At 69.5% G+C, this 25,364-nt stretch carries 23 protein-coding genes; 18 read left to right on the top strand and 5 right to left on the bottom strand.

Going from position 1 to position 25,364, the window contains the following annotated elements; all coding sequences use genetic code 11:
- On the top strand, nucleotides 1–898 hold an 898-nt coding region (locus tag ED92_RS41955), incomplete at its 5' end, for a fibronectin type III domain-containing protein (protein ID WP_161791118.1).
- Here ED92_RS41955 and ED92_RS17820 read toward each other — a convergent pair.
- Entirely contained in the window at nucleotides 876–1,316 is a 441-nt protein-coding gene (locus tag ED92_RS17820) for a DUF6463 family protein (protein ID WP_037340296.1), read from the bottom strand. The genes ED92_RS41955 and ED92_RS17820 overlap by 23 nt on opposite strands.
- Nucleotides 1,317–1,415: 99 nt before the next feature.
- Here ED92_RS17820 and ED92_RS17815 point away from each other — a divergent pair, with 99 nt between their 5' ends.
- Both ED92_RS17815 and ED92_RS17810 read left to right on the top strand, forming a co-directional pair.
- On the top strand, nucleotides 1,416–2,006 hold the full coding sequence (locus ED92_RS17815) for a TetR/AcrR family transcriptional regulator (RefSeq protein WP_037339372.1): 591 nt from the start codon (nucleotides 1,416–1,418) through the stop codon (nucleotides 2,004–2,006).
- Nucleotides 2,007–2,113: 107 nt separating this feature from the next.
- Nucleotides 2,114–4,537: a glucan 1,4-alpha-glucosidase gene (locus tag ED92_RS17810; RefSeq protein ID WP_037339370.1), complete on the top strand. Its 2,424-nt coding sequence runs from the start codon at nucleotides 2,114–2,116 to the stop codon at nucleotides 4,535–4,537.
- Between the two features lie 229 nt (nucleotides 4,538–4,766).
- On the opposite strand, the gene ED92_RS17805 is transcribed toward ED92_RS17810, so the two are convergent.
- A complete protein-coding gene (locus tag ED92_RS17805) occupies nucleotides 4,767–5,402 on the bottom strand; it encodes a DUF1345 domain-containing protein (RefSeq protein WP_052120659.1) in 636 nt (211 codons plus the stop codon).
- Between the two features lie 208 nt (nucleotides 5,403–5,610).
- On the opposite strand from ED92_RS17805, the gene ED92_RS17800 reads away from it, so the two are divergent.
- Complete coding sequence (locus ED92_RS17800) at nucleotides 5,611–6,834, top strand: hypothetical protein (RefSeq protein ID WP_037339368.1); 1,224 nt, start codon at nucleotides 5,611–5,613, stop codon at nucleotides 6,832–6,834.
- Nucleotides 6,831–7,256: a hypothetical protein gene (locus tag ED92_RS17795; RefSeq protein WP_235213307.1), complete on the top strand. Its 426-nt coding sequence runs from the start codon at nucleotides 6,831–6,833 to the stop codon at nucleotides 7,254–7,256. Before ED92_RS17800 ends, ED92_RS17795 begins: the two co-directional genes overlap by 4 nt.
- Here ED92_RS17795 and ED92_RS17790 read toward each other — a convergent pair.
- Complete coding sequence (locus ED92_RS17790; protein WP_037339367.1) at nucleotides 7,238–7,639, bottom strand: helix-turn-helix domain-containing protein; 402 nt, start codon at nucleotides 7,637–7,639, stop codon at nucleotides 7,238–7,240. The genes ED92_RS17795 and ED92_RS17790 overlap by 19 nt on opposite strands.
- Nucleotides 7,640–7,736: 97 nt before the next feature.
- On the opposite strand from ED92_RS17790, the gene ED92_RS17785 reads away from it, so the two are divergent.
- The 3 genes from ED92_RS17785 to ED92_RS43795 all read left to right on the top strand — a co-directional run bounded on the left by ED92_RS17785 (nucleotide 7,737) and on the right by ED92_RS43795 (nucleotide 10,453).
- Entirely contained in the window at nucleotides 7,737–8,600 is an 864-nt protein-coding gene (locus ED92_RS17785) for an alpha/beta fold hydrolase (protein WP_037339365.1), read from the top strand.
- 99 nt (nucleotides 8,601–8,699) lie between these two features.
- Complete coding sequence (locus tag ED92_RS17780) at nucleotides 8,700–9,038, top strand: type VII secretion target (protein WP_037339362.1); 339 nt, start codon at nucleotides 8,700–8,702, stop codon at nucleotides 9,036–9,038.
- Nucleotides 9,035–10,453, top strand: coding sequence for a WXG100 family type VII secretion target (locus ED92_RS43795; protein ID WP_037339359.1), 1,419 nt, complete (start codon nucleotides 9,035–9,037; stop codon nucleotides 10,451–10,453). The genes ED92_RS17780 and ED92_RS43795 overlap by 4 nt, the downstream gene beginning before the upstream one ends.
- On the opposite strand, the gene ED92_RS17770 is transcribed toward ED92_RS43795, so the two are convergent.
- Nucleotides 10,454–13,396: a BTAD domain-containing putative transcriptional regulator gene (locus ED92_RS17770; protein WP_037339356.1), complete on the bottom strand. Its 2,943-nt coding sequence runs from the start codon at nucleotides 13,394–13,396 to the stop codon at nucleotides 10,454–10,456.
- Between the two features lie 172 nt (nucleotides 13,397–13,568).
- On the opposite strand from ED92_RS17770, the gene bluB reads away from it, so the two are divergent.
- Nucleotides 13,569–14,228 carry a 5,6-dimethylbenzimidazole synthase gene (gene bluB / locus ED92_RS17765; protein WP_037339354.1) on the top strand — a complete coding sequence of 220 codons (660 nt, stop codon included), beginning with the start codon at nucleotides 13,569–13,571 and terminating at the stop codon, nucleotides 14,226–14,228.
- A 78-nt stretch (nucleotides 14,229–14,306) separates the two neighbouring features.
- On the opposite strand, the gene ED92_RS17760 is transcribed toward bluB, so the two are convergent.
- Nucleotides 14,307–14,807 carry a MarR family winged helix-turn-helix transcriptional regulator gene (locus ED92_RS17760; RefSeq protein WP_037339351.1) on the bottom strand — a complete coding sequence of 167 codons (501 nt, stop codon included), beginning with the start codon at nucleotides 14,805–14,807 and terminating at the stop codon, nucleotides 14,307–14,309.
- Between the two features lie 196 nt (nucleotides 14,808–15,003).
- Here ED92_RS17760 and ED92_RS17755 point away from each other — a divergent pair, with 196 nt between their 5' ends.
- The 9 genes from ED92_RS17755 to ED92_RS43750 are packed head-to-tail and all read left to right on the top strand — an operon-like array spanning nucleotide 15,004 to nucleotide 25,363.
- The gene (locus tag ED92_RS17755) at nucleotides 15,004–16,050 is read left to right on the top strand and encodes a hypothetical protein (RefSeq protein ID WP_016335108.1); all 1,047 of its coding nucleotides are present in this window, start codon (nucleotides 15,004–15,006) and stop codon (nucleotides 16,048–16,050) included.
- Nucleotides 16,047–16,844, top strand: coding sequence for an aspartate/glutamate racemase family protein (locus ED92_RS17750; RefSeq protein ID WP_037339347.1), 798 nt, complete (start codon nucleotides 16,047–16,049; stop codon nucleotides 16,842–16,844). Before ED92_RS17755 ends, ED92_RS17750 begins: the two co-directional genes overlap by 4 nt.
- On the top strand, nucleotides 16,822–18,093 hold the full coding sequence (locus ED92_RS17745) for an FAD-dependent monooxygenase (RefSeq protein WP_037339345.1): 1,272 nt from the start codon (nucleotides 16,822–16,824) through the stop codon (nucleotides 18,091–18,093). Before ED92_RS17750 ends, ED92_RS17745 begins: the two co-directional genes overlap by 23 nt.
- A gap of 34 nt (nucleotides 18,094–18,127) precedes the next feature.
- Nucleotides 18,128–19,516: an MFS transporter gene (locus ED92_RS17740; RefSeq protein ID WP_037339342.1), complete on the top strand. Its 1,389-nt coding sequence runs from the start codon at nucleotides 18,128–18,130 to the stop codon at nucleotides 19,514–19,516.
- The gene (locus ED92_RS17735; RefSeq protein ID WP_037339339.1) at nucleotides 19,513–20,379 is read left to right on the top strand and encodes a xanthine dehydrogenase family protein subunit M; all 867 of its coding nucleotides are present in this window, start codon (nucleotides 19,513–19,515) and stop codon (nucleotides 20,377–20,379) included. Before ED92_RS17740 ends, ED92_RS17735 begins: the two co-directional genes overlap by 4 nt.
- Nucleotides 20,376–22,781: a xanthine dehydrogenase family protein molybdopterin-binding subunit gene (locus tag ED92_RS17730; protein ID WP_037339336.1), complete on the top strand. Its 2,406-nt coding sequence runs from the start codon at nucleotides 20,376–20,378 to the stop codon at nucleotides 22,779–22,781. The genes ED92_RS17735 and ED92_RS17730 overlap by 4 nt, the downstream gene beginning before the upstream one ends.
- Entirely contained in the window at nucleotides 22,778–23,278 is a 501-nt protein-coding gene (locus ED92_RS17725) for a (2Fe-2S)-binding protein (RefSeq protein ID WP_037339332.1), read from the top strand. Before ED92_RS17730 ends, ED92_RS17725 begins: the two co-directional genes overlap by 4 nt.
- A complete protein-coding gene (locus ED92_RS17720; protein WP_037339330.1) occupies nucleotides 23,275–23,907 on the top strand; it encodes an SRPBCC family protein in 633 nt (210 codons plus the stop codon). The genes ED92_RS17725 and ED92_RS17720 overlap by 4 nt, the downstream gene beginning before the upstream one ends.
- Complete coding sequence (locus tag ED92_RS43750) at nucleotides 23,894–25,363, top strand: isochorismatase family protein (protein ID WP_081975835.1); 1,470 nt, start codon at nucleotides 23,894–23,896, stop codon at nucleotides 25,361–25,363. Before ED92_RS17720 ends, ED92_RS43750 begins: the two co-directional genes overlap by 14 nt.
- The last annotated feature ends 1 nt before the right edge of the window (nucleotide 25,364 follow it).

The following is a 25,364-nucleotide window of genomic DNA, read 5'->3' as shown; positions in this document are numbered from 1 at the left end:
GGCTGACACGGAGTACTCGTTCACCGTGGTGGCGAAGGACGCCGCGGGCAACACGTCGACCCCGAGCGCCGCTGTCACCGTCCGGACGCAGGCCGCGCCGGACACGGTGGCTCCCGGCGTGCCGGGTAACCCGCGTTCCACCGGCACCACGCAGACCAGCGTGAGCCTCGCGTGGGACGCGGCGACGGACAACGTCGGTGTCACGGGGTACGACGTCTTGAAGGGCACCGAGGTCGTCAAGTCGGTCACGGGGACTTCGGCCACTGTGGACGGTCTCACGGCCGACACGGAGTACACCTTCACCGTGGTCGCCAAGGACGCCGCGGGGAACAAGTCGGCCGTCAGCGCGCCGGTCACGGCGAAGACCAAGCCGAACACGTCCCCGGTCGTCAAGTACAGCTACGACCTGACCGGCAAGACGCAGCTGAAGAAGCTCTCCGGCCCGATCGACCTGCGCGGTGGCATCAACGCCGCGATCAGCCTGGCGAACGGGACCTTCGAGGCCGACCTGACGCTGAACCCGACGAGCGCGAACCTCACGCTCTGGGGCTTCGTCCCGGTCAACGCGAAGATCGAGTTCGCGTCGGCGGGCAAGACCACCGGCACGCTGGCCGACGGCGTGCTCAAGTCGACCTCGGCGGTGACGGTCAAGCTGCCGCGGATCAGCGTCTTCGGCTTCCCGGTCTCGGCGAGCGCGAAGTGCCAGACGAAGACGCCGGCTCAGATCCCGCTGCAGTCGAAGGCGGGCTTCGACCCGCTGGCCGGTGGCAAGCTCACCGGCTCCTACACCCTGCCGCCGCTGCAGGGCTGTGGGTTCCTCAACGACATCATCACCGGTGTCACCTCCGGCCCCGGCAACACGGTGGAGGTGAACCTCAAGCCGCGTCCGGTCCGCTGATCCCGCGCACCAGCTGATCCGGCCCCGTCGCATCCCGCGGCGGGGCCGGTTCGCTGCGCCGGATTCCAGCCAGCAGGAGCGCGGTCGCGACCAGGAGGATCGGCCAAGGGGTGAACAGGAGGACCACGGCGATCAGCAGGGTCCAGATGCCCAGCGCCCAGGCGAGGAACAGGGGAGGGGTGATGCCGCGCCGCTCCAGCCAGAGCACGGTCAGGCCGACCAGGACGAGCGGCACACCGAAACTGGCCGCGCTGAGCCAGAAGGCGCTGTTCGCGGGGCTCATGGCGGCGAGATCGTCGTGCCACAACGCCCCGCTGAACCAGGTGCCGGCGTGACCGGCGGCCTTCATCACCGTCAGGGCGCCCAAGGTGTGGGCCGCGCCGAACAAGGTGATGAGCCAACCCGCCCATTTGATCATGTCCACTCCCCAGGTCGTGTTATACGGTTGCGTATAAAGGCAGGCTAGACCGGTTATACGGTGGCGTACAACCAGTGGAGAGGTGAGGTGGGCCACGGCATGGGCGCATTGCGCACACCGCGGGAGAAGTGGGTCGAAGAAGGTCTGCGGGCGCTGGCGGAGGGCGGGGTGGACGCGGTGCGCGTCGAGGCGCTGGCCAAGGCGCTCGGCGTGACGAAGGGCGGGTTCTACGGCTACTTCGCCGACCGCGCTGCTCTGCTGGAGGCGATGCTGGACGCCTGGGAGTACGAAAGCGTCGACGAGGTCCTCGCTCGCGTCGAGCGGGAGGGGTGCGACGCGCGGGACAAGGTCCGGCTGGCCGGGCGGCTCACCTTCTCCGGCGGCCGGCTGCTGCCCATCGACCTGGCCGTGCGTGACTGGGCTCGTCGCGACGAGGCCGTGGCCGAACGCCTGCGACGCGTGGACAACCGGCGAATGCAGCTGGCCAGAGACGGGATCGCGACCTTCTGCGATGATCCCGACGAGGTCGAAGCCCGGGCACTGCTCGCCTTCTGTGCGGCCATCGGTAACCACTTTCTCGCCGCCGACCACCCAGGACAGACCCGTGTGCAGGTCCTCGCTCGCGCCGCCGACCTCATTCTCGGCGGGCCGCCCAGTGATCCCGGCCGATTCACCGGACCACCGGCGTAACTGGTCCGGGTTACTCCGATCGGCCCTGCCGGGCGCGACGGTTCAGGTAATAAGTTGCCGCTAACAACAAATCCTGCCGTCGATGAAGCCTGTGGGAAGGACCCCTCATGAAGTCACCGAAGCGGCATCGCGTGATAGTCGCGCTGTTGACCGTGCCGGCACTCCTGGCCGCCACGCCGGTGAGCGCCGCTCCCTTGGCGGACGCGCCGGGCGCACCGGGTACCGGGGCGGCCTGGACGACCGGGGGCAAGGAAGGTTTCGGTACCGCCGCCGGGGCCGCGTCGAAGGTGTGGTTCACCCTCGGCCAGGGCATCAACCACGAGATCTATTACCCGACCGTGGACACCGCCAACGTCCAGGACCTGCAGTACGTGGTGTCCGACGGCGCCGGGTTCACACAGCTGGAACGCGATCACACCACCAAACAGCTCGTGCTCACCGATCCGCGTTCGCTGAGCTACCGGCAGATCAACACCGCCACCAACGGCCGGTATCGCATCACCAAGACCCACACCGCCGACCCGGCGCGGTCCACCGTGCTGATCCAGACCAGGTTCGAGGTGCTCAGCGGCGGTCCGCTGCAGTTGTACGCGCTGTACAACCCGTCGCTGAACAACAGCGGTATGGGGGACACGGGCGCCACGTCCGGCGGGCAGCTGGTCGCTTCGGACGGGCCGGTGTCCAGTGCGTTGGCCGCCTCCACCGGTTTCGTCAAGGCGACCAGCGGCTACAGCGGGACCGCGAGCGACGGTTACGTCGACCTGAGTGGCGACTACGTCCTCGGCGCGCAGTACGACTCGGCCTCGACACCCGGCAATCTGGTGCAGCTGGGGCAGATTCCCGTGGGGACCGACACGACCTTCACGCTCGCGGTCGGTTTCGGGAGTGATCGCGGTGCCGCGTCGGCGAACGCGTCGGCCTCGCTCGCGGGTGGTTTCGCGGCGGCGGACACCGCGTACCGGTCCGGCTGGAACGGCTATCTCTCGTCGCTGGCCGCGGTACCCCGATCGATCTCGGGTGCCGGGCTGACCACGCAGTACAACGTCGCGCTGATGACCCTCAAAGCCCACGAGGACAAGACCTACCCCGGGGCGAACGTCGCGTCGCTCACCAATCCGTGGGGTGAGGCGAAAGACGCGAACGGCACGGGGGACTGCGGATACCACGCCGTCTGGTCTCGCGACCTCTACCAGGTCTCGACCGCGCAGATCGCGGCCGGCGACTCGGCGGCGGCCAACCGGTCGGTCGACTACCTGTTCACCGTGCAGCAGCGGGCGGACGGTTCCTTCCCGCAGAACACCCGGCTCGACGGCACCAACTGCTGGACCAGCCTGCAGATGGACGAGGTCGCCTTCCCGATCGTGCTCGCGTGGCAGCTCGGCCGGTTCGACGCGGGGATGTGGGCGAAGGTGAAGAAGTCCGCGGACTTCCTCGTCGCCCGCGGCCCCTCCACGCCGCAGGAACGCTGGGAGGAGAACGGCGGCTACTCGCCGTCCACCATCGCCGCGGAGATCGCCGGTCTGATCTGCGCCGCCGACATCGCCGAACGCAACGGGGACACCACGAGCGCCGCGCGTTATCGCCAGCTCGCCGACCAGTGGCAGGCGCAGGTCAGCGCGTGGACGTTCACCACTTCCGGCCCGCTCGGCGACGGCAGGTACTTCCACCGGATCGACGGAAACGGCAATCCGAACGACGGCCAGAACGTCTTCCTGCAGAACGGCGGCGGCAACCACGACGAGCGCGCCATCATCGACGCGGGCTTCCTGGACCTCGTCCGCCTCGGCGTGAAACCGGCGGCCGATCCCGACGTCGCCGCCTCACTGTCCGAAGTGGACTCCACGTTGAAGGTCGACACCCCGAACGGCCCGATGTGGTACCGGTACAACCACGACGGCTACGGCGAGACGGCGTCCGGTGGCCCCTACACCGGCGCCGGCGTCGGACGGCTGTGGCCGCTGCTCACCGGTGAACGCGGCGAATACGAACTGGCCAACGGCCGCTCGGCGACGACGCATCTGGCCACGATGGCGGCCTCGGCGAACGCCGGTTTCCTGATCCCGGAACAGGTTTGGGACCGGCCGAGCGCCGCGGGTTTCACCTTCGGCGAAGGCACCGGTGCGGCGACACCGCTGGCGTGGTCGATGGCGCAGTTCGTCCGGCTGGCGCACTCGATCGACGCCGGTGCCCCGGTCGAGACGCCGTCCGTGGTGAAGCAACGGTACAGCGCGGCGTGCTCCGGCGTTTCGGCGCAGTTCACGGTGAACGCCACGACTTCGTGGGGCCAGAACATCTTCGTCGTCGGCGACCGTGCCGAACTCGGTGCGTGGAACCCGGCGAACGCCGTGCCGCTTTCGTCTGCCAACTATCCTTTGTGGACGGGGAAGGTCGCGCTGCCGAAGGGTGCCGCGTTCCAGTACAAGTACATCCGCAAGGAGGGTGGCGCCGTCGTCTGGGAATCGGGTGCCAATCGCGTCGGTAGCGCTTCGAGTGGCTGCACGTTGGCGTTGAACGACACCTGGCGCCCCTGACCTCGTGAGTGGTAAGGCGCTTGGCGCCAAGATGGTGGCGGCAGTGGGGTCGTAGTCCGTGAAGGCCTCCTTGCCTACCTTGAGGGTAATGAAGGAGGCCTTCACGACCCTCCGGAGCGCCGCAGGTGCACCAGTGACCACGGTAGTCACAGCGATCGCGCGTGAAGGCCTCCTTCCCTCGGCTCAGCCGAGTGAAGGAGGCCTTCACGCGTTGCCAAGTTCATGTACTTCAGCCGCTGTTCAAGGCGGACACGACCGCCGCCACGGTCACGGTGTTGAACACGAAGGCGATGATCGCGTGCGTCGTCACCGTCTTGCGCATCTCGCGGGAGACGACGTCCACGTCGGTCGTGCCGAACGTCGTCATCACGGACACCGCGAAGTAGATGTAGTCGGACCATTCGGCGGTTCCCTCGTCGGGGAACCGCATCGCCTTGCCCTCTTCGACCACGTTGTCCGCGTGGTAGGCGATTGCGAAGGACACGAGGACACAGATCCACGCGACGACGACCAGGGCCACCGCCACTCCCACGCGCATGCCCGCGGGCAGGCTCTCGCCGCCCAGACCGGGCATCCACACGACCGCCACCGCGAGCGCGGCCGCGGCGATGAAGATCGACACTCCCGGCCCAGGCGCCGTCCCGAAGACGTAGCGCTGCACGAACGTGCCGCGGCGCTCCCGGTTCGCCCAGTCCTGGATCTGCTCCGAGGTCGCCGCGCCGAACGCGGCCACCGTCACGACGAGATAGCCGACGAGGTAGGCGAGAAGAACCAGAACGCCGCCGTCCACCGAGGCGAGCGAGAGCACGTCGTCGCCGAACGCGATCGCCAACACGGCGACGAGCAGCGCGAACGCGAGGCTCAAGCCGCTCCGGCGCCGCTCGGGCAACCAGATCCGAGCCGTTTGCCGAGACAGTGCCGTCCCCTTTCGCCCGAGTCGAGGGCCAGTGTCGCACCAGGGCCTGTTTCGCAGCGCGCCGGCGGTACTCCATTCCAGCGATGTGACATTTCGTGGCAATATGTCAAACTTCAGGGGTGGCGAAGGGGATAGGTCCGCAGTACGAGGGGGACGAATGGGGCAGGGGTTCTCGGTCGAACCGGCCGCGGTACGCGCGCTCGGCGACCTGGTCCTGCGGGCGGGCGCGGGTGCCGACAGCTATCGCCAGTGGTTCGACCGGCTGCTCGGCGCCGGGGCGGGGTTCGACACCGAACGCGGTGAGGGCTTCCTCGCCGCGGCCTGGCCGAAACTGGACCTATGGCAGCGCACGGCGTTGAGCCAGTCGAGGTTCGCGGCCGATCTCGCCGCGAGCGGCGGGCATGAACTGCGCTGCGTGGCGCACTGGTACGGCGTGGTGGACGCGCGGGCGGCGGAGTTGCTGGACCGGCTCAACCCGGAGCCGGACGCCGCGCGGATCCCGGCGGACGAGGTGCGTGACCCGGTGGGGGCCGCGTCGTTCCGCGACGCCGTCCCGGTGGGCTACGGCGGACCCGATCCGGAGGCGGTCAGCGACCCGGCCTGGTGGCCGGTGAAGGCCGAGCAGGAGCGCCAGGAACTGCTCGACCTCGGCGGGTCGCTGGGCGACGTCGCCGAGGTGATCAAGATCCTCACCGGGTCCGACAAGGACTTCATCACCATGATCGCCGACCTGCTCGTCGGCGACTGGACCGTGCTGCAGGAACAGGCGGTGCTCTACAACGACGCCGCGACGGGCCTGGAGAACATCGCGGCGAACATCGACCAGGGCCGGTTCGGGATCCAGGAGGTGTGGGCGGGGGAGGCCGCCGATCGGGCGAAGAACTGGCTGGCCGCCTACCGGGCCTGTGTACTGCAGCTCGCGCAGTACTTCCGCGGCGCGTGCCGCGCGATCCAGGCGCTGGCGAAGCTCGCGTACCACCTGATGCAGGAGATCCGGCACGGCTACAGCTCGACGATCGACATCGTGCTGATGATCCTCACCAAAGGCAGGAAACTCGGGCTGGAACGAGGGCTCCGGGTGGTGGACGTGATCAGCGAGCTGCTGGACGAGATCGGTCGCGGCGGCAAGATCGCGAAAATCGTGGAGGACCGCGAGGTAAGGGACATCATCCACCTGATCCTGTCCTTCGACGAGGTCGTCGGTGCCATCCAGACGCTGATCAGCGCCGCGCTCGGGCTGGCGCATTCGTTCGCGGGGCAGAAGACCCTCGACGAACTGCTGCAAGCCACCATCGCGATGGGTGAACCACCGCAGTGGCCGGAGGACTACGAGCACCGGGACGCAGAGTGTCCCGCCAAGAGCAAGCGGGTGCTGTTGTGACGGGACACGGTCCGTTCGATTCCGAGCAGGGGGAGCGGGCACGGCAGGCGGTGATGCGGTTGCTGGCGGCGACCGGCGGCGCCGCCGGGGATTTCGCCGGCGAGGTGCTCGCCGGGCGACGGCGGCCGCACGAACTGCTGGCCCACGGCCCGCTCCTGGACGAATTCGTCCGGGACGCGCAGGGTTGGTGGAAGCTCGTCGACGCGTTGCCCGCCGAGCAGCGGCAACGCCTCGCCGCGGAAGCCTGGCCCTCCCTGGAACGACAGGTCGGCGAACTGGCCACTTTGGACGTCGACGACGAGGTCGCCGAGCTGGAAGAGCTGGCCGCGCTGGCACAAGGCGCGCCCGCCCCTTCCCAGCGGGCCCGTGACGACGACGAGGACGACGACTGGTCCGGCCGCTCCTATCTGGAGCCGCTCTGAGCCGAGGTGTCGTCCGCCGCGTCGCTGATCGCGTTCGCCTCGTCGATCCGTGACATGTGCTCTTCGGCCCAGTTCCGGAGCGCCGCCAGCGGGACGTCCAGTGACAAACCGAGGTCGGTCAGCCCGTAGTGCACCCGGGGCGGCACGGTGGGCTCCACCCGGCGGACGACGAGACCGTCGCGGACCAGGCTGTGCAAGGTCACCGACAGCATCTTCTGGGACACCCCTGGGATCCGGCGCCGCAGCTCGGCGAACCGCACCTCGTGCGGAGCCGCCTCCGCGAGGACCTTGACCGCCATCGACGTCCATTTCGTTCCGATGCGGTCCAGCAGACGGCGAGTGGGGCATTCGGGGTCGAAGAGATCGCCGCGCCGTGTGGTCACCTGGAGCTCACCACCTGTGTCGAAAGTGCCGTCTTGGCGGCACCGCTGAAGTTACCTACGGTTTTCTGGTAACCAATGGTAACCACACGGAGGCGACGTGCCCTCATCACGGCGGATCACCGTCAACGGCATCCAGGTCAATGTGACCCTCGCGGGCAGCGGGCCCGCGGTTCTGCTGCTGCACGGGTTCCCGCACACCTGGCGGCTCTGGAGCGAGATCATCGGCCCGCTCGCCGAGCACCACCGGGTCATCGCCCCGGATCTGCGCGGGTTCGGGGACAGCACCCGAGCCGCCGAAGGCTACGACGCGAGCACGCTGGCCTCGGATGTCGAGAGCCTTCTTGACGCGCTCGGCGAACCCAGTGCGGCGGTGGTCGCGATCGACGCCGGCACGCCGGTCGCCTTCCTGCTCGCCCTGCGGCGGCCGGATCTGGTGCGGCGGCTCGTCCTGATGGAGTCGCTGGTGGGCTCGCTGCCCGGCGCCGAGGACTTCCTCGCCGGTGGCCCGCCGTGGTGGTTCGGCTTCCACTCCGTTCCCGGGCTGGGTGAAACGGTCCTTATCGGACACGAAGCGGAGTACGTCGACTGGTTTCTCGCCTCGGGCACCCTCGGGCGTGGTGTGGCGCCGGAGATTCGCGATGCCTTCGTCGACGCCTACACCGGTGGGGAAGCCTTGCGCTGCGCCTTTTCCTACTACCGCGCCATGCCGGTCAGCGCGCGCCAGATCGGTGAGGCGGTCGCGACGCGCCGTCTCACCGTGCCCACGATGGCGATCGGCGCGCATCCCGTGGGCCGTGCGCTGGAACGGCAACTGCGTCCCGTCACCGACGATCTCACCGCTCATCTGCTGCCGGACTGCGGCCACATCATCCCGCTGGACAAACCCGGGGAATTGCTCCGCCTGCTGACGCCGTTCCTCGCCGACGGCCTGCGTGTGTCCACAGTGGATCGTGCCCGTTAGGGCAAGGAATGTTGTCTGTCCGCACAGAGCGCGCACGCGGGCGGCGGGAGGCTGGCATCGTGTCCGCGTTGACGCTCCGGCCCCTCGAAGGGATGGCAGATGAGTTTTCAGGTCGTACCGGCCGAAATCGGCAAGCACGCGGCCAATGTCGACGGGATCGCCGAGCGGTTGGGCACCGTGCTGTCGGCGGCCAACACCGCGGCGATGTCGGACGAGGCCTACGGTCTGATCTGCGCGTTCGTCCCGCCGTTCATCAATCCGGCGGAGGAGAAGACGATCGACTCGATCAAGGCCGCGATCGACGGCGTGAAGGCGACGGCAGCGAACCTGCGTACGGCCGAACGGTCCTACACCGAGCAGGACACCGCCGGTGTCGAGATGTTCAAGCAGTACGAGGCCGCGATCCCGGCGACGCCGAAGGAGAGGGCGCAGCGATGACCAACCCTCTCGTCGCCACACCGAAGGATTCCACCACCGCGGTGTCCGGCGTTCCCTTGCTCGAGTCCGCGACCGAGCTCAAGGCGGCCATCGAAAGCGGTGACTGGGCGTCCGTCGCCGTCGGCGCGGTCGGTACCGCCATGGACGCGGTGTCCGCCGCCCTCGATCCGTTCGGCACCATCCTCGCCGCCGGGGTCGGCTGGCTGATGGAGCACGTCGGACCGCTGAAGGAGGCGCTCGACGCCCTCGCCGGAGCACCGGACGAGATCGCCGCGCACGCCGAAACCTGGCAGAACGTGGCTGTCGAACTCGGCTCGATCAGTGCCGACCTGGACGCGATGGTCGTCGCCGAAACCGCGAACTGGGCCGGTGCCGCGGGCGACGCCTATCGCACGCGAGGAGCGGACGTCGCGGCGCTGATCGGCGCCTGCCGGCAGGCCGCCGGTGGCGCGGCGTCCGGCACCAAGATCGGCGGGGAGGTGGTCACCGCGGTCCGTACCCTGGTCCGTGACACCATCGCCGAACTGATCGGCAGGCTGATCAGCTGGGCCCTGCAGGTACTGGCGACGCTCGGCCTCGGCATGACCTGGGTGCTGCCCCAGGTCACCGCCGCGATCGCGAAGACCGCCTCCAAGATCGCCACCGTCGTCACCAAACTGGTCAAGGCGATGAGCGCGCTCGCGCCGTTGATGAAGAAGGCGAAGAACATCTTCGCCGAGGCGGAGAAGGCGCTCCGCAAGATCGACACGGGCAAGACCGGCCCGGCGGGGAAACCCCGCGGCCCGAAACCGGGCGGCGGTGAGTACAGCGGCACGCGCGGCGGAGGCGGCGGCAAGGGGAAGAACTCCAAACCGCAACCCGAGCAGCCGCCCGGGCTTTCCCCGAACCTCGGGAAGTTCGACGAGCTGACCCAGGCGCAGAAGGACGCGGCGATCAAGATGAAACAGTGGATCCGCGACCACAAGGACAGCGGTCAGTTCGGCGCCTGGCACAACGGCGTGGACGACAACAAGCTCAACTCGCTGGGCTTGGGGAACAAGCCCACCCCCGGTCCCGGCTCGACCTGGGGCGGCAGGATCTACGGGAACCACGGCCAGGCGGGCGGCAAGATCGGGAACGAGGGCCGGTTGCCGCACAACGGCAAGACGAGCGACGGCAAGAATCACGCCGATCAGCCGTTCGGCCCGGACGGGAAGCCGACGAAACCGTACGACGGCAAGTACTACGAGTTCGATGTCCACCCGACGCCGCGGTACGACAACAAACCCATCCGGGACGCCGACCAGTACACGGACTTCAACGGGAAACCGTTGCCGGAGAACCAGCGGCCGAAGCCGGATCGCATCGTCATGGACGACAACGGCAAGTTCTATTACGCGCCGGGCCACTACGACAAGTTCTACGAGGTCCCCTGATCACGACCCGTTCGAACCCGCGAGTTCCGTCTTGGTGCACTCCGCGGCGGGAAGACCCAGCTCGGCGTAGCGGGCGATCGCGCGTTCGTAGTGGTCGCGGACGGTTTCCGGGTCTGAGGCGACTCGCGCGAGTCCCCGGTGGGCGCGCGCGACCTGCTCGTGGCAGCCGTACCGGGTCGCCACTTCCAGGGCTTCGGCGTGGTTCGCGCCGGCCGTGTCCGGGTAGCCACAGGCCAGGCAGGCTTCGCCGAGTCCGTTGAGCGCCCACGATTCGCCGTCGCGTCCGCCGTGCCGCCGGAACAGGTCGAGCGCCTGACGGTGGTGGGCGGCCGCGTCGACCGGACGGCCGTCCAGCGCCTCGGCCCGTCCGAGTCCGTCGATGGCCCATGCCTCGCTGCCCCGATGACCGAGCCTGCCGAACAAGGCCGCGGCTTCGGCGTGCAGACGGCAGGAATCGGCGTGTCCGCCATCGTTCGCGGCGAGTTCGCCGAGACCGATCTTCACCCAGGCCTCGCCGAATCGGTGGCCCGCTTCCCGATGCATCGCCATCGCCTGCCGAAGATGCTCGTATCCCTCTTCCCGGCGGTCGATCCGGGCTTCGACGGTGCCCAGCCGGGTGAGCTGATGAGCCTGACCGGTCAGGTCGCCGAGACGGTGGAAAAGGGCCAGCGCGCGGGTGTAGTAGCCGGCGGCCTTGCGGTAATACCCGGCGCTCTCCTCGATCATTCCGACGTTGCCCAGTGCGCGTGCCTGGCCGAGCGGATTCCCGGCCTCGCCGAACAAGGCGTACGCCGCCCACATGTGGGCGGCGGCGGACTCGGCTCGGCCCGCTTGCATGTGGAGGCCACCGGCGGCGACCAGCGCGTCCGCTTCGGCGGCGCGGTCACCGATGGCGCGGGCGGCCTTGATGGCGTGCCCGTGGACGGCCAGCGCCGCCGTCTCGTGCCGTCCGTCGAGGTAGCGGAACAGCAACGCGGACAGTGTCACGGCGTGTTCGGGTCTCCCGGCCGGGGCCAGCGCCTGGACGGTCGGCAGTTCGGCGTCCAGCCAGTCCCGGGCGCTGTCGGCGTCGTCGAACGCGGGCATCGCGCACTCCGGCGAAGCGACCGAGGGCCGGCGGTTCGCTTCGGCGGGGTAGAGGCGATCCATCGCCGCCGCGATGGTGGCGAGGTAGTAGCCGTAGACCCGGTCGAGCGCCGTGGGCTCGTCGCCCTCGATCTCCGCGGCGTACGCCTTCAGCAGGTCGTGCATGCCGTAGCGGTCGGCACCGGTGGGGTGGACCAGATGCGCGCGGGCGAGAGCGTCCAGCACGGCCCTGGCCTCGTCGAAGGAGCGCCCGGTCAACGCGGCCAAGGCGTACGAGTCGAACACGGGCGCCGGATGCCTGCCGAGGAGGGCGAAGGCGCGGATGGTGTCTTCGCTGAGTTGCCGCAGCGACCACGAGAACACCGCCCGCACCGCGGCCCGCTGATCACCGCCGGAACTGAGCAGCTTCAACGTCTGCTGGGCGGCCCGCAGTTCGCCGACCAGCCGCGACAACGGGGTGGCGGGCCGGGACACGGCGAGTTCGGCCGCCAGGCGCAGGGTGAGCGGCAGCCGGACGCACCGTTCGGCCAGTTCGGCGGTGGCCTCGGGTTCGGTGTCGACCCGGGTGCCGATCAGCCGCCGGAGCAGGTCGGCCGAGTCGGCCTCGGACAACCGGTCGACGTCGACCCGGTGGGCGCCGTGGAGCGCGACCAGCCCGGCGAGTGAATCGCGGCTGGTGACCACCACGGCGCAGGTGTGCGTGCCGGGGAGCAGGGGCCGGATCTGTTCGAGCGTCGCCGCGTTGTCCAGCAGGACGAGCATCCGCCTGCCCGCCACCTCGGTGCGGAACCGGGCGGCGCGTTCCGCCTGCCCTGGCGGCATCCGCGTGCCTTCGGGCAGCAGCGCGGACAGGAGGGCGGCCAGCGCGTCGGCCGAGGACATCGGCTCGCCGGGGGCGTAGCCGCACAGATCCAGGTACAGCTGCCCGTCGGGAAAGCGGTCGCGGACCCGGTGGCCCCAGTGCACGGCGGTCGCGGTCTTGCCCGCCCCGGCCGTACCGGTGAGGCAGACGAGGACCGGTTCTTCGCCGGTGCCGTCGGCGACCCGGTCCAGTTCGGCCAGCACGTCGGCCCGGCCGGTGAACGCCGCGACGTCGGCGGGCAGCTGGGCGGGCACGGGGGCAGACGCCGCGCTCGTCGTCGGCAGGTCGTGGCGGAGCACGGCCTCGTGCACGGCGGCGAGCTCCGGCCCGGGATCCGCGCCCAGTTCTTCCCGCAGTGCGCGAAGAATCCGCTCGTAGTGGGTGAGCGCGTCGGCGCCGCGGCCCACGGCGTACAGCGCCCGCATCAACGCCGCCGCGGCGGGTTCCTGCAACGGATTCTCGTCGGTGAGTTCGGTCAGGCGGGTTAACGTCGCCGCCGCGTCGCCGTCGCGGATCTTGGCGTCGGCCCACGCGACGATCGCCGCCGTGTACTCCTGACGGAGCGTGCGGCGGGTGCGTTCGGCCCAATCTCCGCGCAGCCCGGCGAGTGGCTCCCCTTCCCAGAGTTCGAGTGCCGCGCTCAGCTTGGTGACGTCGGCCGGGTGCTCGCGGAGCAGACGCCGGAACCGGAAGACGTCGACCTGTTCGGGCCGGGCGACGAGGCGGTAGCCACCGGGATCCCTGGCCACCCGTGCGCCACCGGGATCGGCCTGTTCCAGCGCGCGCCGGATCCGCGTGATGTGCGCCTGCAGGGAACGGCGCACCTGCCCGGGCGGCGACTCGCCCCAGACCCGGTCTATCAGCAGATCGACGCCGACGGTTCGGCCAGCTTCGAGCAGCAGCACGGCGAGTACGGCCTGCCTGCGCGGCTCGCCGATGGCGACGGCCTGCCCGCCCACCTGCAGCCGGACCGGCCCCAGTAACCGGAAATCCACGTGATCCCCTCGCAATCCTCCCGCCCGGAAGAATGGTAGAACCGGTATTTCGGTCACCACAACATCTTTCGGGACAAGCCGAACAGAAATCCTTTTATCGCAAGGGAAAGGAACAGAAAGAACCGATACCCTGTTGGCGGATAACGGCGGTGGTCAGGCATGATCACGACTCATGAAGCGTGACGCAGACGACCGTTCGTTGTACGAGACCATCTTCCGCCGCCGGGACACCAGGGGTGAGTTCACCGGAGAGCCGATTCCGGCGGAGGTCCTGCGTCGCGTGCTGAGTGCGGCGCACGCGGCACCGAGCGTCGGCCTGTCCCAGCCATGGGATTTCGTCGTCGTGTCCGATATGGACCTTCGCAAGAGGTTCCGTGAACATGTGCTGGCCGAACGCGAAGTGTTCGAAGGCGGGCTGGATGCCGAGAGGGCCCGTGTTTTCGCGCCGATCAAGATCGAAGGGATCGTGGCGTCTTCCGCGGGCATCGTGGTCGGCTACGACCCGTCGCGCGGTGCGCCGGATGTCCTGGGACGGCACGCGATCGCCGACGCCGGCCTGTACTCGGTGTGCCTGGCCATCCAGAACCTCTGGCTCGCGGCGACCGCCGAAGGGCTCGGCGTCGGCTGGGTCAGCTTCTACCGCGAAGAGTTCTTGCGTGACCTGGTCGGGTTGCCCGAACACGTGCGCCCGGTGGCGTGGCTGTGCGTCGGCCCGGTGCGCGATCTGCCGACGGTGCCCGATCTGGAACGGCACGGCTGGCGGGAACGTCTCCCGCTCGACGCGGTGCTGCACTACGACCAGTACTCGAAAGGGCAGGTGAGCGGTCCGTGAAGGCCTCCTTGAGGGACCCAGAGTCCCTCAAGGAGGCCTTCACGGACACGACGCCTGGGGGAGCGCCGCGCGAGACGGTCAGCGCAGCTTGTCGACCTCGGCGATCCGTTCCCAGCGCGCACCGAGTGCGTTGAGCAGCGCGGCCATGTCGATGTCGTCGTCGCCGTCGAGGAGCGCCTTGTCCAACCTGCGGGCACGGCGGTTGACCTGGCTCAAGACCGACTTGCCCTCGTCGGTGAGCGAAAGCAGTTTGCGCCGCGCGTCGTGCGGGGATTCGACGCGCCGGATGAGCCCGCGCCGCTCCAGCCTGCGGCACAGGTCGGCCATCGTCGACGTGTCGAGGGCGACCGCGCCCGCGAGCGAGCTCTGGTCGCTCTCCGGGTAGGCGCGGACCGCGGACAGGACCGCGAACTGCGGACCGGTCAGCACCGGGTCCACGTGACGGTTCCACGCGGCGAGGTAGGCCTGGTACAGCCGCCGGGCGCCGTAGCCGGGGGCCGCCAGCAGGTCCGACGGCGTCGCGGGAGTGACGGCTGGTGCGTCGTCCCTGCGCCGGCCCGTGCGCGCCGATTCACCCATCGCTACTCCTTGTCGGCTCCAACCCGCTGCCCGGGCCCCCGCGGTGATCCTACGTGTCCGGACGGTCGCTCACGGGAAGGCCGCCGAGATCCGTCCACTGTCACCTCTTGCGTATCCGGATAGTACGTGTTCGTATGAAGCCCGGTCTTCCGTATCCGGATAGTACGTGCTCGGATCAATATGGAGGTGGTCGGCGATGGACCGGAACCTGTTCAACGACATCTGTTTGCGCCAGCTGACGTTCTCGGGGGTGCACGAGGGCGAGACCGTGGTGGTGCTGACCCGCGGTGGTGAGCGGGCGGAGTACGCCGACGCCTTCTTGTGGGCCGCGCAGCAGCTCGGCGCCTCGGCCTACCACATGCGGCTGCCCTCGCCGGTCAGCGCGGCGGGCGCGTGGGCGGTGGGCGACTCGGGGCTCGGGAACATCCCGTTGGCCGTGGAGGCGCTCAAGAGCGTCGACATGGTGGTCGACTGCACGTTCCTGTTGTTCAGCAAGGAACAGTTCGCCATCCAGGACGCGGGCACCCGGATCCTCACCGCCGTCGAACCGCCCGAGCTGCTGGCCAGGCTCATGCCGACGAAGGAACTGCGCGAGCGCGTGGAGATCGGCGCGGAGCTCCTGGCCAAGGCCGGCACGATGCGCATCACCAGCCCGGCGGGTACCGACGTCACGTATCAGCTCGGCGTGTACCCGACGTTGTCCGAATACGGCTACACCGACACGCCCGGCCGCTGGGACCACTGGCCGGCGGCGTTCGTGTTCACCGGCGGCGCCGACGACGGTGTCGACGGGAAGATCGTGCTGTCGCCGGGCGACGTTCTGTTGCCGTTCAACACCTACGTACAGACCCCGGTCGAAATCACCATCGAACAGGGCTTCATCCGGGACATCCGCGGCGGAGCCGGATCGTCCGGGCTCGACGCGGATCTGCTGCGCTCCTACATCGAGAGTTTCGACGATCCCCGCGGCTACGGCATGAGCCACGTGGGCTGGGGCCTCGACGAGCGCGCGCACTGGCACGGCCTGACCCAGTTCCCCGGCGGGATGGGCATGGAACTGCGGAGTTTCTACGGCAACGTCATGTTCTCCATCGGCCCCAACAACGAACTCGGCGGCCCGAACGACACACCTTGCCACTTCGACATCCCGATGCGCGGCAATTCCCTTTACCTGGACGACGAACTGATCGTCGACAACGGCGAGCTGACCGTCGCCGAGATGCGTCCGGCGGCCCGTCGATGACCGACCACCACATCGGGATGATCGTCCCCAGCTCGAATCTCACGATGGAGACCGAGCTGCCGCGGATGCTGCGCGCCAGGGAGGAGGCCGAGCCGGGGGACCGGTTCGTCTTCCACTCCGCGAGGGCCCGGATGCGGCACGTCGAACCCGAACAGCTGCGGGCGATGAACGCCCAGGCCGGACGTGCGGCGGCCGAACTCGCCGACGCCAAGCCCGGCGTCGTCGCCACCGCGTGCCTCGTGGCGATCATGGCCCAGGGACCCGGCTACCACTGCACCGCCGAAGACGACATCACGCGCGTGCTGCGTGAAGAGGGCTGCGACGCGCCGGTCGTCTCCAGCGCCGGTGCGCTGCTGTCCGGGCTCGAAGCGCTCGGCGCCCGCAAGGTCGCGATCATCACGCCATATATGAAGCCGTTGACCAAGGCGGTGGCGGACTACATCGAGGACGCCGGATTCGAGGTCGCCGACGCCCTTTCGCTGGAGGTGCCGGACAACCTCGCCGTGGCGCGGCTGGATCCCGCCGGGCTGCGGGAACACCACCGCAGGCTGAATCTGTCCGATGTGGACACCCTGGTGCTGTCCGCCTGTGTGCAGATGCCGTCGCTGCCCGCGATCCAGCCGGTGGAGGACGAGATCGGGATCCCGGTCCTGTCCGCGGCGACGGCCACGACGTTCCGGATCCTGACGGAACTCGGCGTCGAACCCACGGTGCCCGGCGCCGGGAGGTTGCTCAGTGGCGCGGAAGCGTTGACGAAGACGGGAGGCGGGCATGGCCGCGAGTCAGTCGTTTGAGGTCGTTGTCGTCGGTGGCGGGCTCGGTGGGCTCTGCGCCGCGTTGTCCCTGCGGCAGCGGGGGCTGCGCGTCACCGTGGTCGAGGCCGCCCCGGCACTGGGCGAGATCGGCGCGGGGATCCAGACCGCGCCGAACGCCAGCCGGATCCTCATCGGCCTCGGGCTGCGCGCCCGGCTGGAGCGGGTGCGGACCGAGCCGCAGGACCAGGTGCGCCGTCGCTGGGCCGACGGCAGCATCATCGCCCAGCTGGAGCTCGGCAGGCGGGTGACCGACCAGTACGGCGCGCCCTACTGGCACTACCACCGCGCCGACCTGCACGGAGTGCTGCTCGACGCCTGCCTGGATCCCGACGGGATCGGTCCGGTGGTGCGGGTGGCGACCGGCGCGCGGGTGGTCGACCTCGACCGGACGGTGCCGGACCGGCCCGCCGTGATCGCCGCCGACGGACGCCGGTTCACCGGCGACCTCGTGATCGGGGCGGACGGCATCCGGTCTGCGGTGCGCGATCTCGCCGGTTTCGACGACACGCTCGCGTTCTCCGGCGAGATGGCGTACCGGGCGCTGATCTCCGGCGACCTGATCGCACAGGATCCCGCCACCCGCTTCCTGTCCGACCGGTACCACTCCACGATCTGGTACGGCCCCAACAAACACCTGGTGCACTACATGATCCGCGGCGGGGAGTACCTCAACGTGGTCGCGATCGTGCCGTGCACCGAAACGGTGGAGAAGGACTGGAGCGGACCGGCGACCGCCGCCGAACTCGCCGCGGAGTACCACGACTGGGACGATCGGGTTCCGACGATGCTGGCGAAGGCGAAGGACGAGGACGTCTCGGTGTGGGCGATGTACCGCCGCCGCCGTGACCCGGTCTGGGTCGACGGCCGGGTCGCCCTGCTCGGCGACGCGTGCCACGCGATGCTGCCGTACCAGGCGCAGGGCGCCTCCCAGGCGATGGAAGACGCCGCGGTGCTGGCCGAGGAGCTGGGCCGCGTCACCCGCGACGGGATCGACGATGCCCTGGTCCGCTACGTGGACCGGCGCGCCAAGCACGCGGGCATGGTCCAGGACGCCTCGCTGCAGAACATGGACTTCTATCACCTGCCCGACGGTCCCGAACAGCGTGAACGGGACGAGAAGCTACGGCGCTTCGACGGCGAATCCGACGTGTCCTACGACTGGCTGTGGAACGGCAGCCCGCTCACCGACCCCGACACCGAGTCCATCCACTACCAGTTCGCCCGCTGAGGCGCGCTGGCCGGCAATCGCATCGGAGTGGTTCATGCGTACTGGTGATCAGATCGTCCAGGATCTGCCCTGGCGATGGAGCGTGCAGGGAAAGATCTTCCTCATCGGCGGGCTGGGCTACATGTTCGATGCCTGGGACGTCGCGCTGAACGGATTCCTCACCCCGCTCGTCGGAACGGAATTCGGCTTGTCCGCCGGCGGGAAGGGCCTGGTGGCCACCGCGAACCTGATCGGCATGGCCGTCGGCGCGGTCGTCTGGGGCACGATCGCGGACCGGATCGGCCGGAAACGGGCGTTCAGTGTCACGCTGCTGCTGTTCGCGCTGTTCTCCGTGCTGGGCGCGCTCGCGCCGAACGTGGAGACGTTCCTGGCGCTGCGTTTCCTGGCGGGGATCGGACTCGGCGGCTGTATCCCGGTGGACTACGCGATCGTCAGCGAGTTCTCCCCGCGCAAGCAACGCGGCCGGGTGCTGTCCGCGATGGACGGCTGGTGGCCGATCGGGACCACGCTGGCCGCCATCACCGCGACGCTGCTGCTCCCGGTCCAGGGGAACTGGCGCTGGATGCTGGTCTTGATGATCCTGCCCGCGCTGTTGCTGTTCTGGGTGCGGCGTGGCGTCCCGGAATCACCGCTTTACCTGGTGCGCAAGGGCCGCGAGGCGGAGGCGCGAGCCGTGATCGACGACCTCGTGCGCCGCACGGGAGCGACACCGGAGCCGTATTCGGTCCCGCCCGCGGTGGTCGAGGACACCCGCGGTGGCGCGGTCGCGGCCGCGTTCGATCAACTGCGCCGGGTGTGGGCGTTCAACCCGAGGATCACGGCGGTGGCGTGGTCGCTGTTCATCAGCGTCATGCTGGTCTACTACGCCGCGCTCAGCTGGATGCCGTCGATCCTGCGGGCGCAGGGATTCGGCGAGATCGCCGCCTTCGCGTCGACCGCGCTGATGAACGCGACCGGCATCGTCGGCGTCGCGGTGGCCGTGCTCCTGGTCGACAAGGTCGGCCGCAAACGGATCATCATGGTCGCCGGCCCGCTCACCGCGCTGTCGCTTGTGGTGTTCTCCCTGCTGCTCGACACGCCTGCCGCGGCGGTGGTGGCGATCGGCGCGTTCGGCCTGTTCGCGCTGGTGGTCATCCCGGTGATGTACGCCTACGTCTCCGAGCTCTACCCGACGGAACTCCGGGCTTCGGGGTTCGGCTGGGCGTCGTCGTCGAGCCGGGCGATCACCGGATTCGCGCCGCTGTTGTTCGGCAGCGTGCTGTGGCCGGTGCTCGGGTTGCCGCTCACCTTCACCGTGCTGGGTGTGCTCGTGGTGGCCGCGGTCGTGTTCATGAAGCTGGGCGCGCCGGAGACCCGCGGCCGCGAACTCGACCGGATCGTCGACCCGGTCGAGGCGCCCGCCGAGACCAGGACGGCTCTGTGAAGCCCGCCGCGTTCCGGTACCACCGGGCCCACGACGTCACCGACGCCGTCGGCCTGCTCGGCGAACTCGCCGCGGCGGGCGAGGATCCGAAACTCATCGCCGGCGGCCAGAGCCTGATGCCGATGATGAACTTCCGGCTCGCCCGCCCCACGGCGCTGGTGGATCTGGGACCGTTGCGCCGGGACCCGGCGCTGAACTCCTTCCGGCGCAACGGTTCCAGCCTCACCATCGGCGCGCTGGTCACCCATCGGGCGGTCGAGCTCGCCGAGCTGGGACCGGATTTCGACGTGCTCTCCCGCGCGATGCGGTGGGTGGGGCATCTGCCGATCCGGTCCCGCGGCACGGTGGCGGGCAGCGTCGTCCACGGTGACGCGACCGCGGAATGGTGCCTGCTCGCTCTGCTGCTCGACGCGGTCATCGTCGCCGAAGGGCCGCGCGGCCCCAGGGAGATCCCGGCCGAGGAGATGTTCCACGGCTTCTACACCACCGCCGTCGAACCGGACGAGGTCGTGACCGCGGTGCGCTTCACGAGGCCGTCGCCCCGGGCCGCGCTGACCGAATTCGCCCGCCGTCACGGCGATTTCGCGATAGTCGACGCCGCGGTGAGCATCGACGCGGAGCAAGGCAGCCGCGTCGTGCTCGGCGGCGTCGCCCCCGCGCCCGTCCGGGTGCCCGAAGCCGAAGCGCTACTCGACGGCGGCGTTCCCGGGCCGGAGCTGTTCGCCGCCTGCGGGGCTGCCGCCGCCGCGGCGATCGAGCCGCCCGACGACGCGACGGGCAGCGCGGCCTACCGCCGCCGGCTGGCGCGCACGCTCGTCACCCAGGCGCTCCACGCAGCCTGGGAGAAAGGGGAAACGCGATGACCGCACGGTTCGACGGGCGCCAGGGCCGCTGGGTCGGCGCGTCCGTGCCCCGGCGCGAGGATCCCCGCCTGCTCACCGGCCGCGGCCGGTTCGTCGACGACATCCAGCTGCCGGGAATGCTGCACGCGGCCTTCGTCCGTTCGACGGTCGCGCACGGCAAGCTCGCCGGGATCGACCTGTCGGCCACCTTGGCGGTCGAAGGAGTGGTCGCCGCGTATACGGCGGAAGACCTGGGGCTCGGGGACATCGTCGCGTTGCTCGACCGTCCGCCCGAGGAGTTCTCGCCGACCGCGATGCCGATCCTGGCCAGGGAGAAGGTGCGGTTCACCGGCGAACCGGTGGCGCTGGTCGTCGCCCGCGATCCGTACAGCGCCGAAGACGGTGTCGAGGCCGCGGTGGTGGACTACGAGCCGCTCGGGGCGATCGTGTCGGAGGAGTCGGCGTTCGCCGAGGGCGCTCCGCTCGTGCACGACGAGGCGCCGGGCAACGTGCTCGTCGACGTGTCGATGTTCGACACGCCCGGTGTCGACGCGGCGTTCGAGGCGGCCCGCGCGGGCGGCGGCCGGGTGGTCGAGGTCGTCACGAAGAGCGGGCGGCAGAACGCGCTCCCGCTCGAAACACGGGGAGTCTTGGCGTCCTGGGACGACCACGACGACCAGTTGCTCGTCCAGATGTGCACGCAGGTGCCGCATCAGGTGCGCACGGCGATGGCCCGTTCGCTGCGGGTCCCCGAACGCACCGTGCGGGTCACCGTCCCGGACATGGGCGGCGGCTTCGGCCAGAAATGCGTCGTCGGCCGCGAGGAGATCGCGGTCGCGGCGGCGGCCCGGCGGCTGAACCGGCCGGTGAAGTGGATCGAAGACCGGCGCGAGGCGCTCACTGCCGGATTCCTTGCCAGGGAACAGCGTTACCGCACGCTGGCGGCGTTCGACGAGGACGGGCGGATCACCGCGCTGGACGTCGACGTCGTCTGCGACATGGGCGCCTACTCCTGCTACCCGTTCACGGCGGGGATCGAGCCGCTGATGGCGTCGGCCGAGATGCCGAGCGTGTACCAGGTGCCCGAATACCGCGTCCGTGCCCGCGCCATCGCGAGCAACAAGGCACCGACGGCGCCGTATCGCGGGGTCAGCCGTCCGCAGTACGTGATGGCGATGGAGCGGATCATGGAACGCGCGGCGAGGGAACTCGGCCTCGATCCGGTCGAGATCAGGCGGCGCAACGTGATCACGCAGTTCCCGTACACCGGGGTCAACGCCATCACCTACGACCCCGGCACCTACCGCGAATCGCTCGAACTCGCCGAGGCGGCGATCCGGGACGAGGGCTGGTACGAGATCCGGGACCGTGCGGCCGCCGAAGGCAGGCACATCGGCATCGGTTACTGCTGTTTCTCCGAGCGGACCGGATACGGCTCGGGCGCCTTCGCCAAACGGAAGATGGCGGTGGTCCCCGGTTTCGACATCTCCGAGATCCGGATGGACACGACCGGCTCCGTCGTGGTCACCAGCGGGACCATGAACCACGGCCAATCGCACGAGACGACGCTGGCGCAGATCGTGGCCGACCGGCTCGGGCTGCACCTCGACCAGGTCAAGCTGCGTCAGGGCGACACCGAGCGCATCGCCTACGGCTGGGGAACTTTCGCCTCCCGCTCGGTGACGATCGGTGGCTCGGCGGTGTCCCTCGCCGCCGGGAAACTCGGGGAACTGCTGTGCAAGATCGCCGCGCATCTGCTCGAGACGAGTCCCGACAACGTCCGCCTCGACGGTGACGGCGGCGTCGTCCAGATCGACGATCCGGAGCGCCGCGCGTCGTTCGAGGAGATCGCCGACGTGGCGTACCTGCGCAGTCATCTGCTGCCCAAGGACGTCGAGCCGACGCTGACGGCCACGGCGAGCTTCGACGTACCCGGCGACGGCACCTTCTCGAACGCCACGCACGCCGTGGTCGTCGAAGCCGATCCGGGCACCGGCCAGATCAAGATCCTGCGCTACGCGTGCGTCGAGGACTGCGGGGTGGTGATCCACCCGCAGGTCGTCGACGGCCAGTGCCGCGGCGGGATCGCGCAGGGTATCGCCGGCGCGTTGTTCGAGGAGATCACCTATGCGGGTAACGGGGAACCGTCGGCCGCGAGCTTCATCGACTACCTGGTCCCGACCGCGACGGAGATCCCGGACATCACCGTCACCCATCTCGAAACCCCTTGCGCGTTCACGGAAAACGGCGCGAAGGGGGCGGGGGAGGGCGGCACCATCGGCGCACCCGCCGCGGTGCTGAACGCGATCAACGACGCGTTGCGCCACACGGGAGTCGAACTCGACGTGACCCCGGTGCATCCGCAGACCGTGCTCGCCGCGCTCGACGCGGGGGTCCACAAGGAAATGAGCGTTCCGTCATGAGCGACCGGCACCTGATCGACCTGAACGTCAACGGCGAGACGCACGAAGCCCTCGTCGAGCCGCGCAAGACCCTGCTCGACGTGCTGCGGCACGACCTCGGGCTCACCGGCACCCATGTCGGCTGTGAGCACGGCGTGTGCGGCGCGTGCACCGTCCTCGTCGACGGCGAACCGGTGCGGGCGTGCCTGATGTTCGCCGTGCAGGCGGAGTCGGCCGAGATCCGCACGGTCGAATCGCTGGGGCGCGACGGCGAACTTTCCGATCTGCAGCGGTCTTTCAGCGAGCACCACGGCCTTCAGTGCGGCTTCTGCACCCCCGGATTCCTCATGCTGGCCGAAGGATTTCTGGCCCAGCGGCCGGACGCCGACCGCGAGGAGATCCGCGAGGCCGTCTCGGCGAATCTGTGCCGCTGCACCGGTTATCAGACGATCGTGGACGCGATCGAGGCGACCGCGACCCGTCGATGCCACGCCAAGGAGAAGGAGGCGACAGCGTGATCCTGGAGAACCAGCTGTCCGTACCGGCCGGACCCGACGAGGTCTTCGCCTTGATCAACGACGTCGAACGGGTGGCGGGCTGTCTGCCCGGCGCGACCCTCGACGGACGGCAGGACGACGCCTATCTCGGCCGCGTCAAGGTCAAGGTCGGCCCGATCACCGCCGCCTACTCGGGCACCGTGCGGTTCACCGACGTCACCGAGGCCGATCGCAGCCTGCGGCTGGTGGCCAGGGGAGCGGACGCCCACGGCAACGGTGACGCCGAGGCCGACGTGACGCTGACCGTGCGCGAGGCACCCGGCGGCGCCACCATCGAGTTGCGCACCGATCTGTCGATCCGCGGCAAACTCGCCCAATTCGGCAAGGGCGCGATCGGCGCCGTCTCCACCCGGCTGCTCGACCAGTTCGCGCGGAATCTCGCCGACCAGCTGCGGGCGGGCCCCGTCGCGGCCGCTCCCGCGCCGGTACCGGAGGCCGTCGACGGTCTCGCCATGGTGCTTCCGGAGGGCGTCAAACGCTACGGCGTGATCGCGGCCGCCGCGGCGCTCGGGCTGTTCCAGGGCTGGCTGCTGGGCCGGATCCGCACCCAGGACAAACTGATCAAGGAGTTGCAGCGTGCCCGTCGATGAAAGTCTCGATCGCGTGTACGACCGGGCCGGTTTCGGGGCGAGCGTGCCACGCGGATCGCGTCCGGCGCTGGTCGTGGTCGACCTGACCCGGGGCTTCACCGAACCCGCGTTCCCGTCCGGCGCCGACCTCACCGCCGAAGTCACCGCGACCGCCGCCCTCGTCGCCGAAGCCCGGCGACGAGGTGTGCCGGTGATCTACACCGCGATCAGTTACACACCGGCCGAGGCGGACGGTGACGCCGTCGCGTGGCTGCGGAAAGCGCCCGGGATGCGGGCGCTCCGCGAAGGCAGCGACGCGGTCGCCCTCGATCCGCGGCTCGAACAGCGTGAGGGTGACCATCTCATCCTGAAGAAGGGCGCGTCGGCGTTCCACGGGACGTCGCTGGCCGCGCTTCTCACGAGCCTGGGCACCGACACCGTTGTCGTTTGCGGCGCGACGACTTCGGGATGTGTCCGCGCGACCGCCGTCGATGCCGTCCAGTCCGGCTTCGACACCCTTGTCGTCCGGGACGCCTGTGGTGACCGCGCCGCCGGACCCCACGATGCCGCTTTGTTCGACCTGCAAGCGAAATACGCGGACGTCGTCGACCTCGACGAGGCCCTGACGTATCTCGGGAATCCGGATCGCCGCACGCTCGGTCAACGCGCGTTGGCGGATCTCGGCGACGTGCCGGCGACCAGCCGCTGGGTGACGTCGGGTTCGGTCCGCCTGCACGTACTCGACTACGGTCCCGCCGACCGCGTCCCGGTGCTCGTGCTGCCGGGGATCACCAGCCCCGCGGTCACGATGGACTTCGTGGCACGGGAACTCACCGATCTCGCGCGCCCGCTCGTGCTCGACGTCCGCGGCCGCGGGCTGTCCGATGACGGCACGGAGTACGACCTGGCGAGCTACGCCGCGGACGTCGACGCTGTCGTGGACGGCCTCGGGCTGCGCGATCCGATCCTTTTCGGACACTCGATGGGTGCGCGGATCGCGGCCCGTGCCGCCACTACCCGGCCGTTCCGGGGCACGGTGCTCGCCGATCCGCCGCTGAGCGGTCCCGGGCGGGCACCGTATCCGACCACACTCGACGCGTTCCTCGGCCAACTTGGCCAGGCCTGCCGGGGGACCGACGCCGACGAAGTGGCCCGATCCTGGCCGCGATGGCCGCGCCGCGAACAGGAATTGCGCGCCCGCTGGCTGTCTTCGTGTTCCCGCGACGCGATCGTCGTCACGCACGCCGGGTTCGAATCCGAGGACTTCTTCGACGACTGGCCGAAGGTGCCCGCTCCGACGTTCTTCCTGTACGGCGGCGCGAGCCCCGTCGTCACCGCTCGTGGTGCGGCCGAAGCGGCCGAGCGCAATCCGTCGGCGGAGTTCGTCGAGATCCCGGAGGCGGGGCACATGATCTTCTGGGACGAGCCGGAGGCTGCTCTCTCCGCGCTGCGGGAGGCGTTGCGAAAACTGGTGTAGC

The organism is Amycolatopsis sp. MJM2582 (assembly GCF_000754115.1).
Lineage (GTDB): Bacteria > Actinomycetota > Actinomycetes > Mycobacteriales > Pseudonocardiaceae > Amycolatopsis > Amycolatopsis japonica.
The sequence above is the reverse complement of the archived record's forward strand: the minus strand, read 5'-3'. Positions and strand labels throughout refer to the sequence as shown.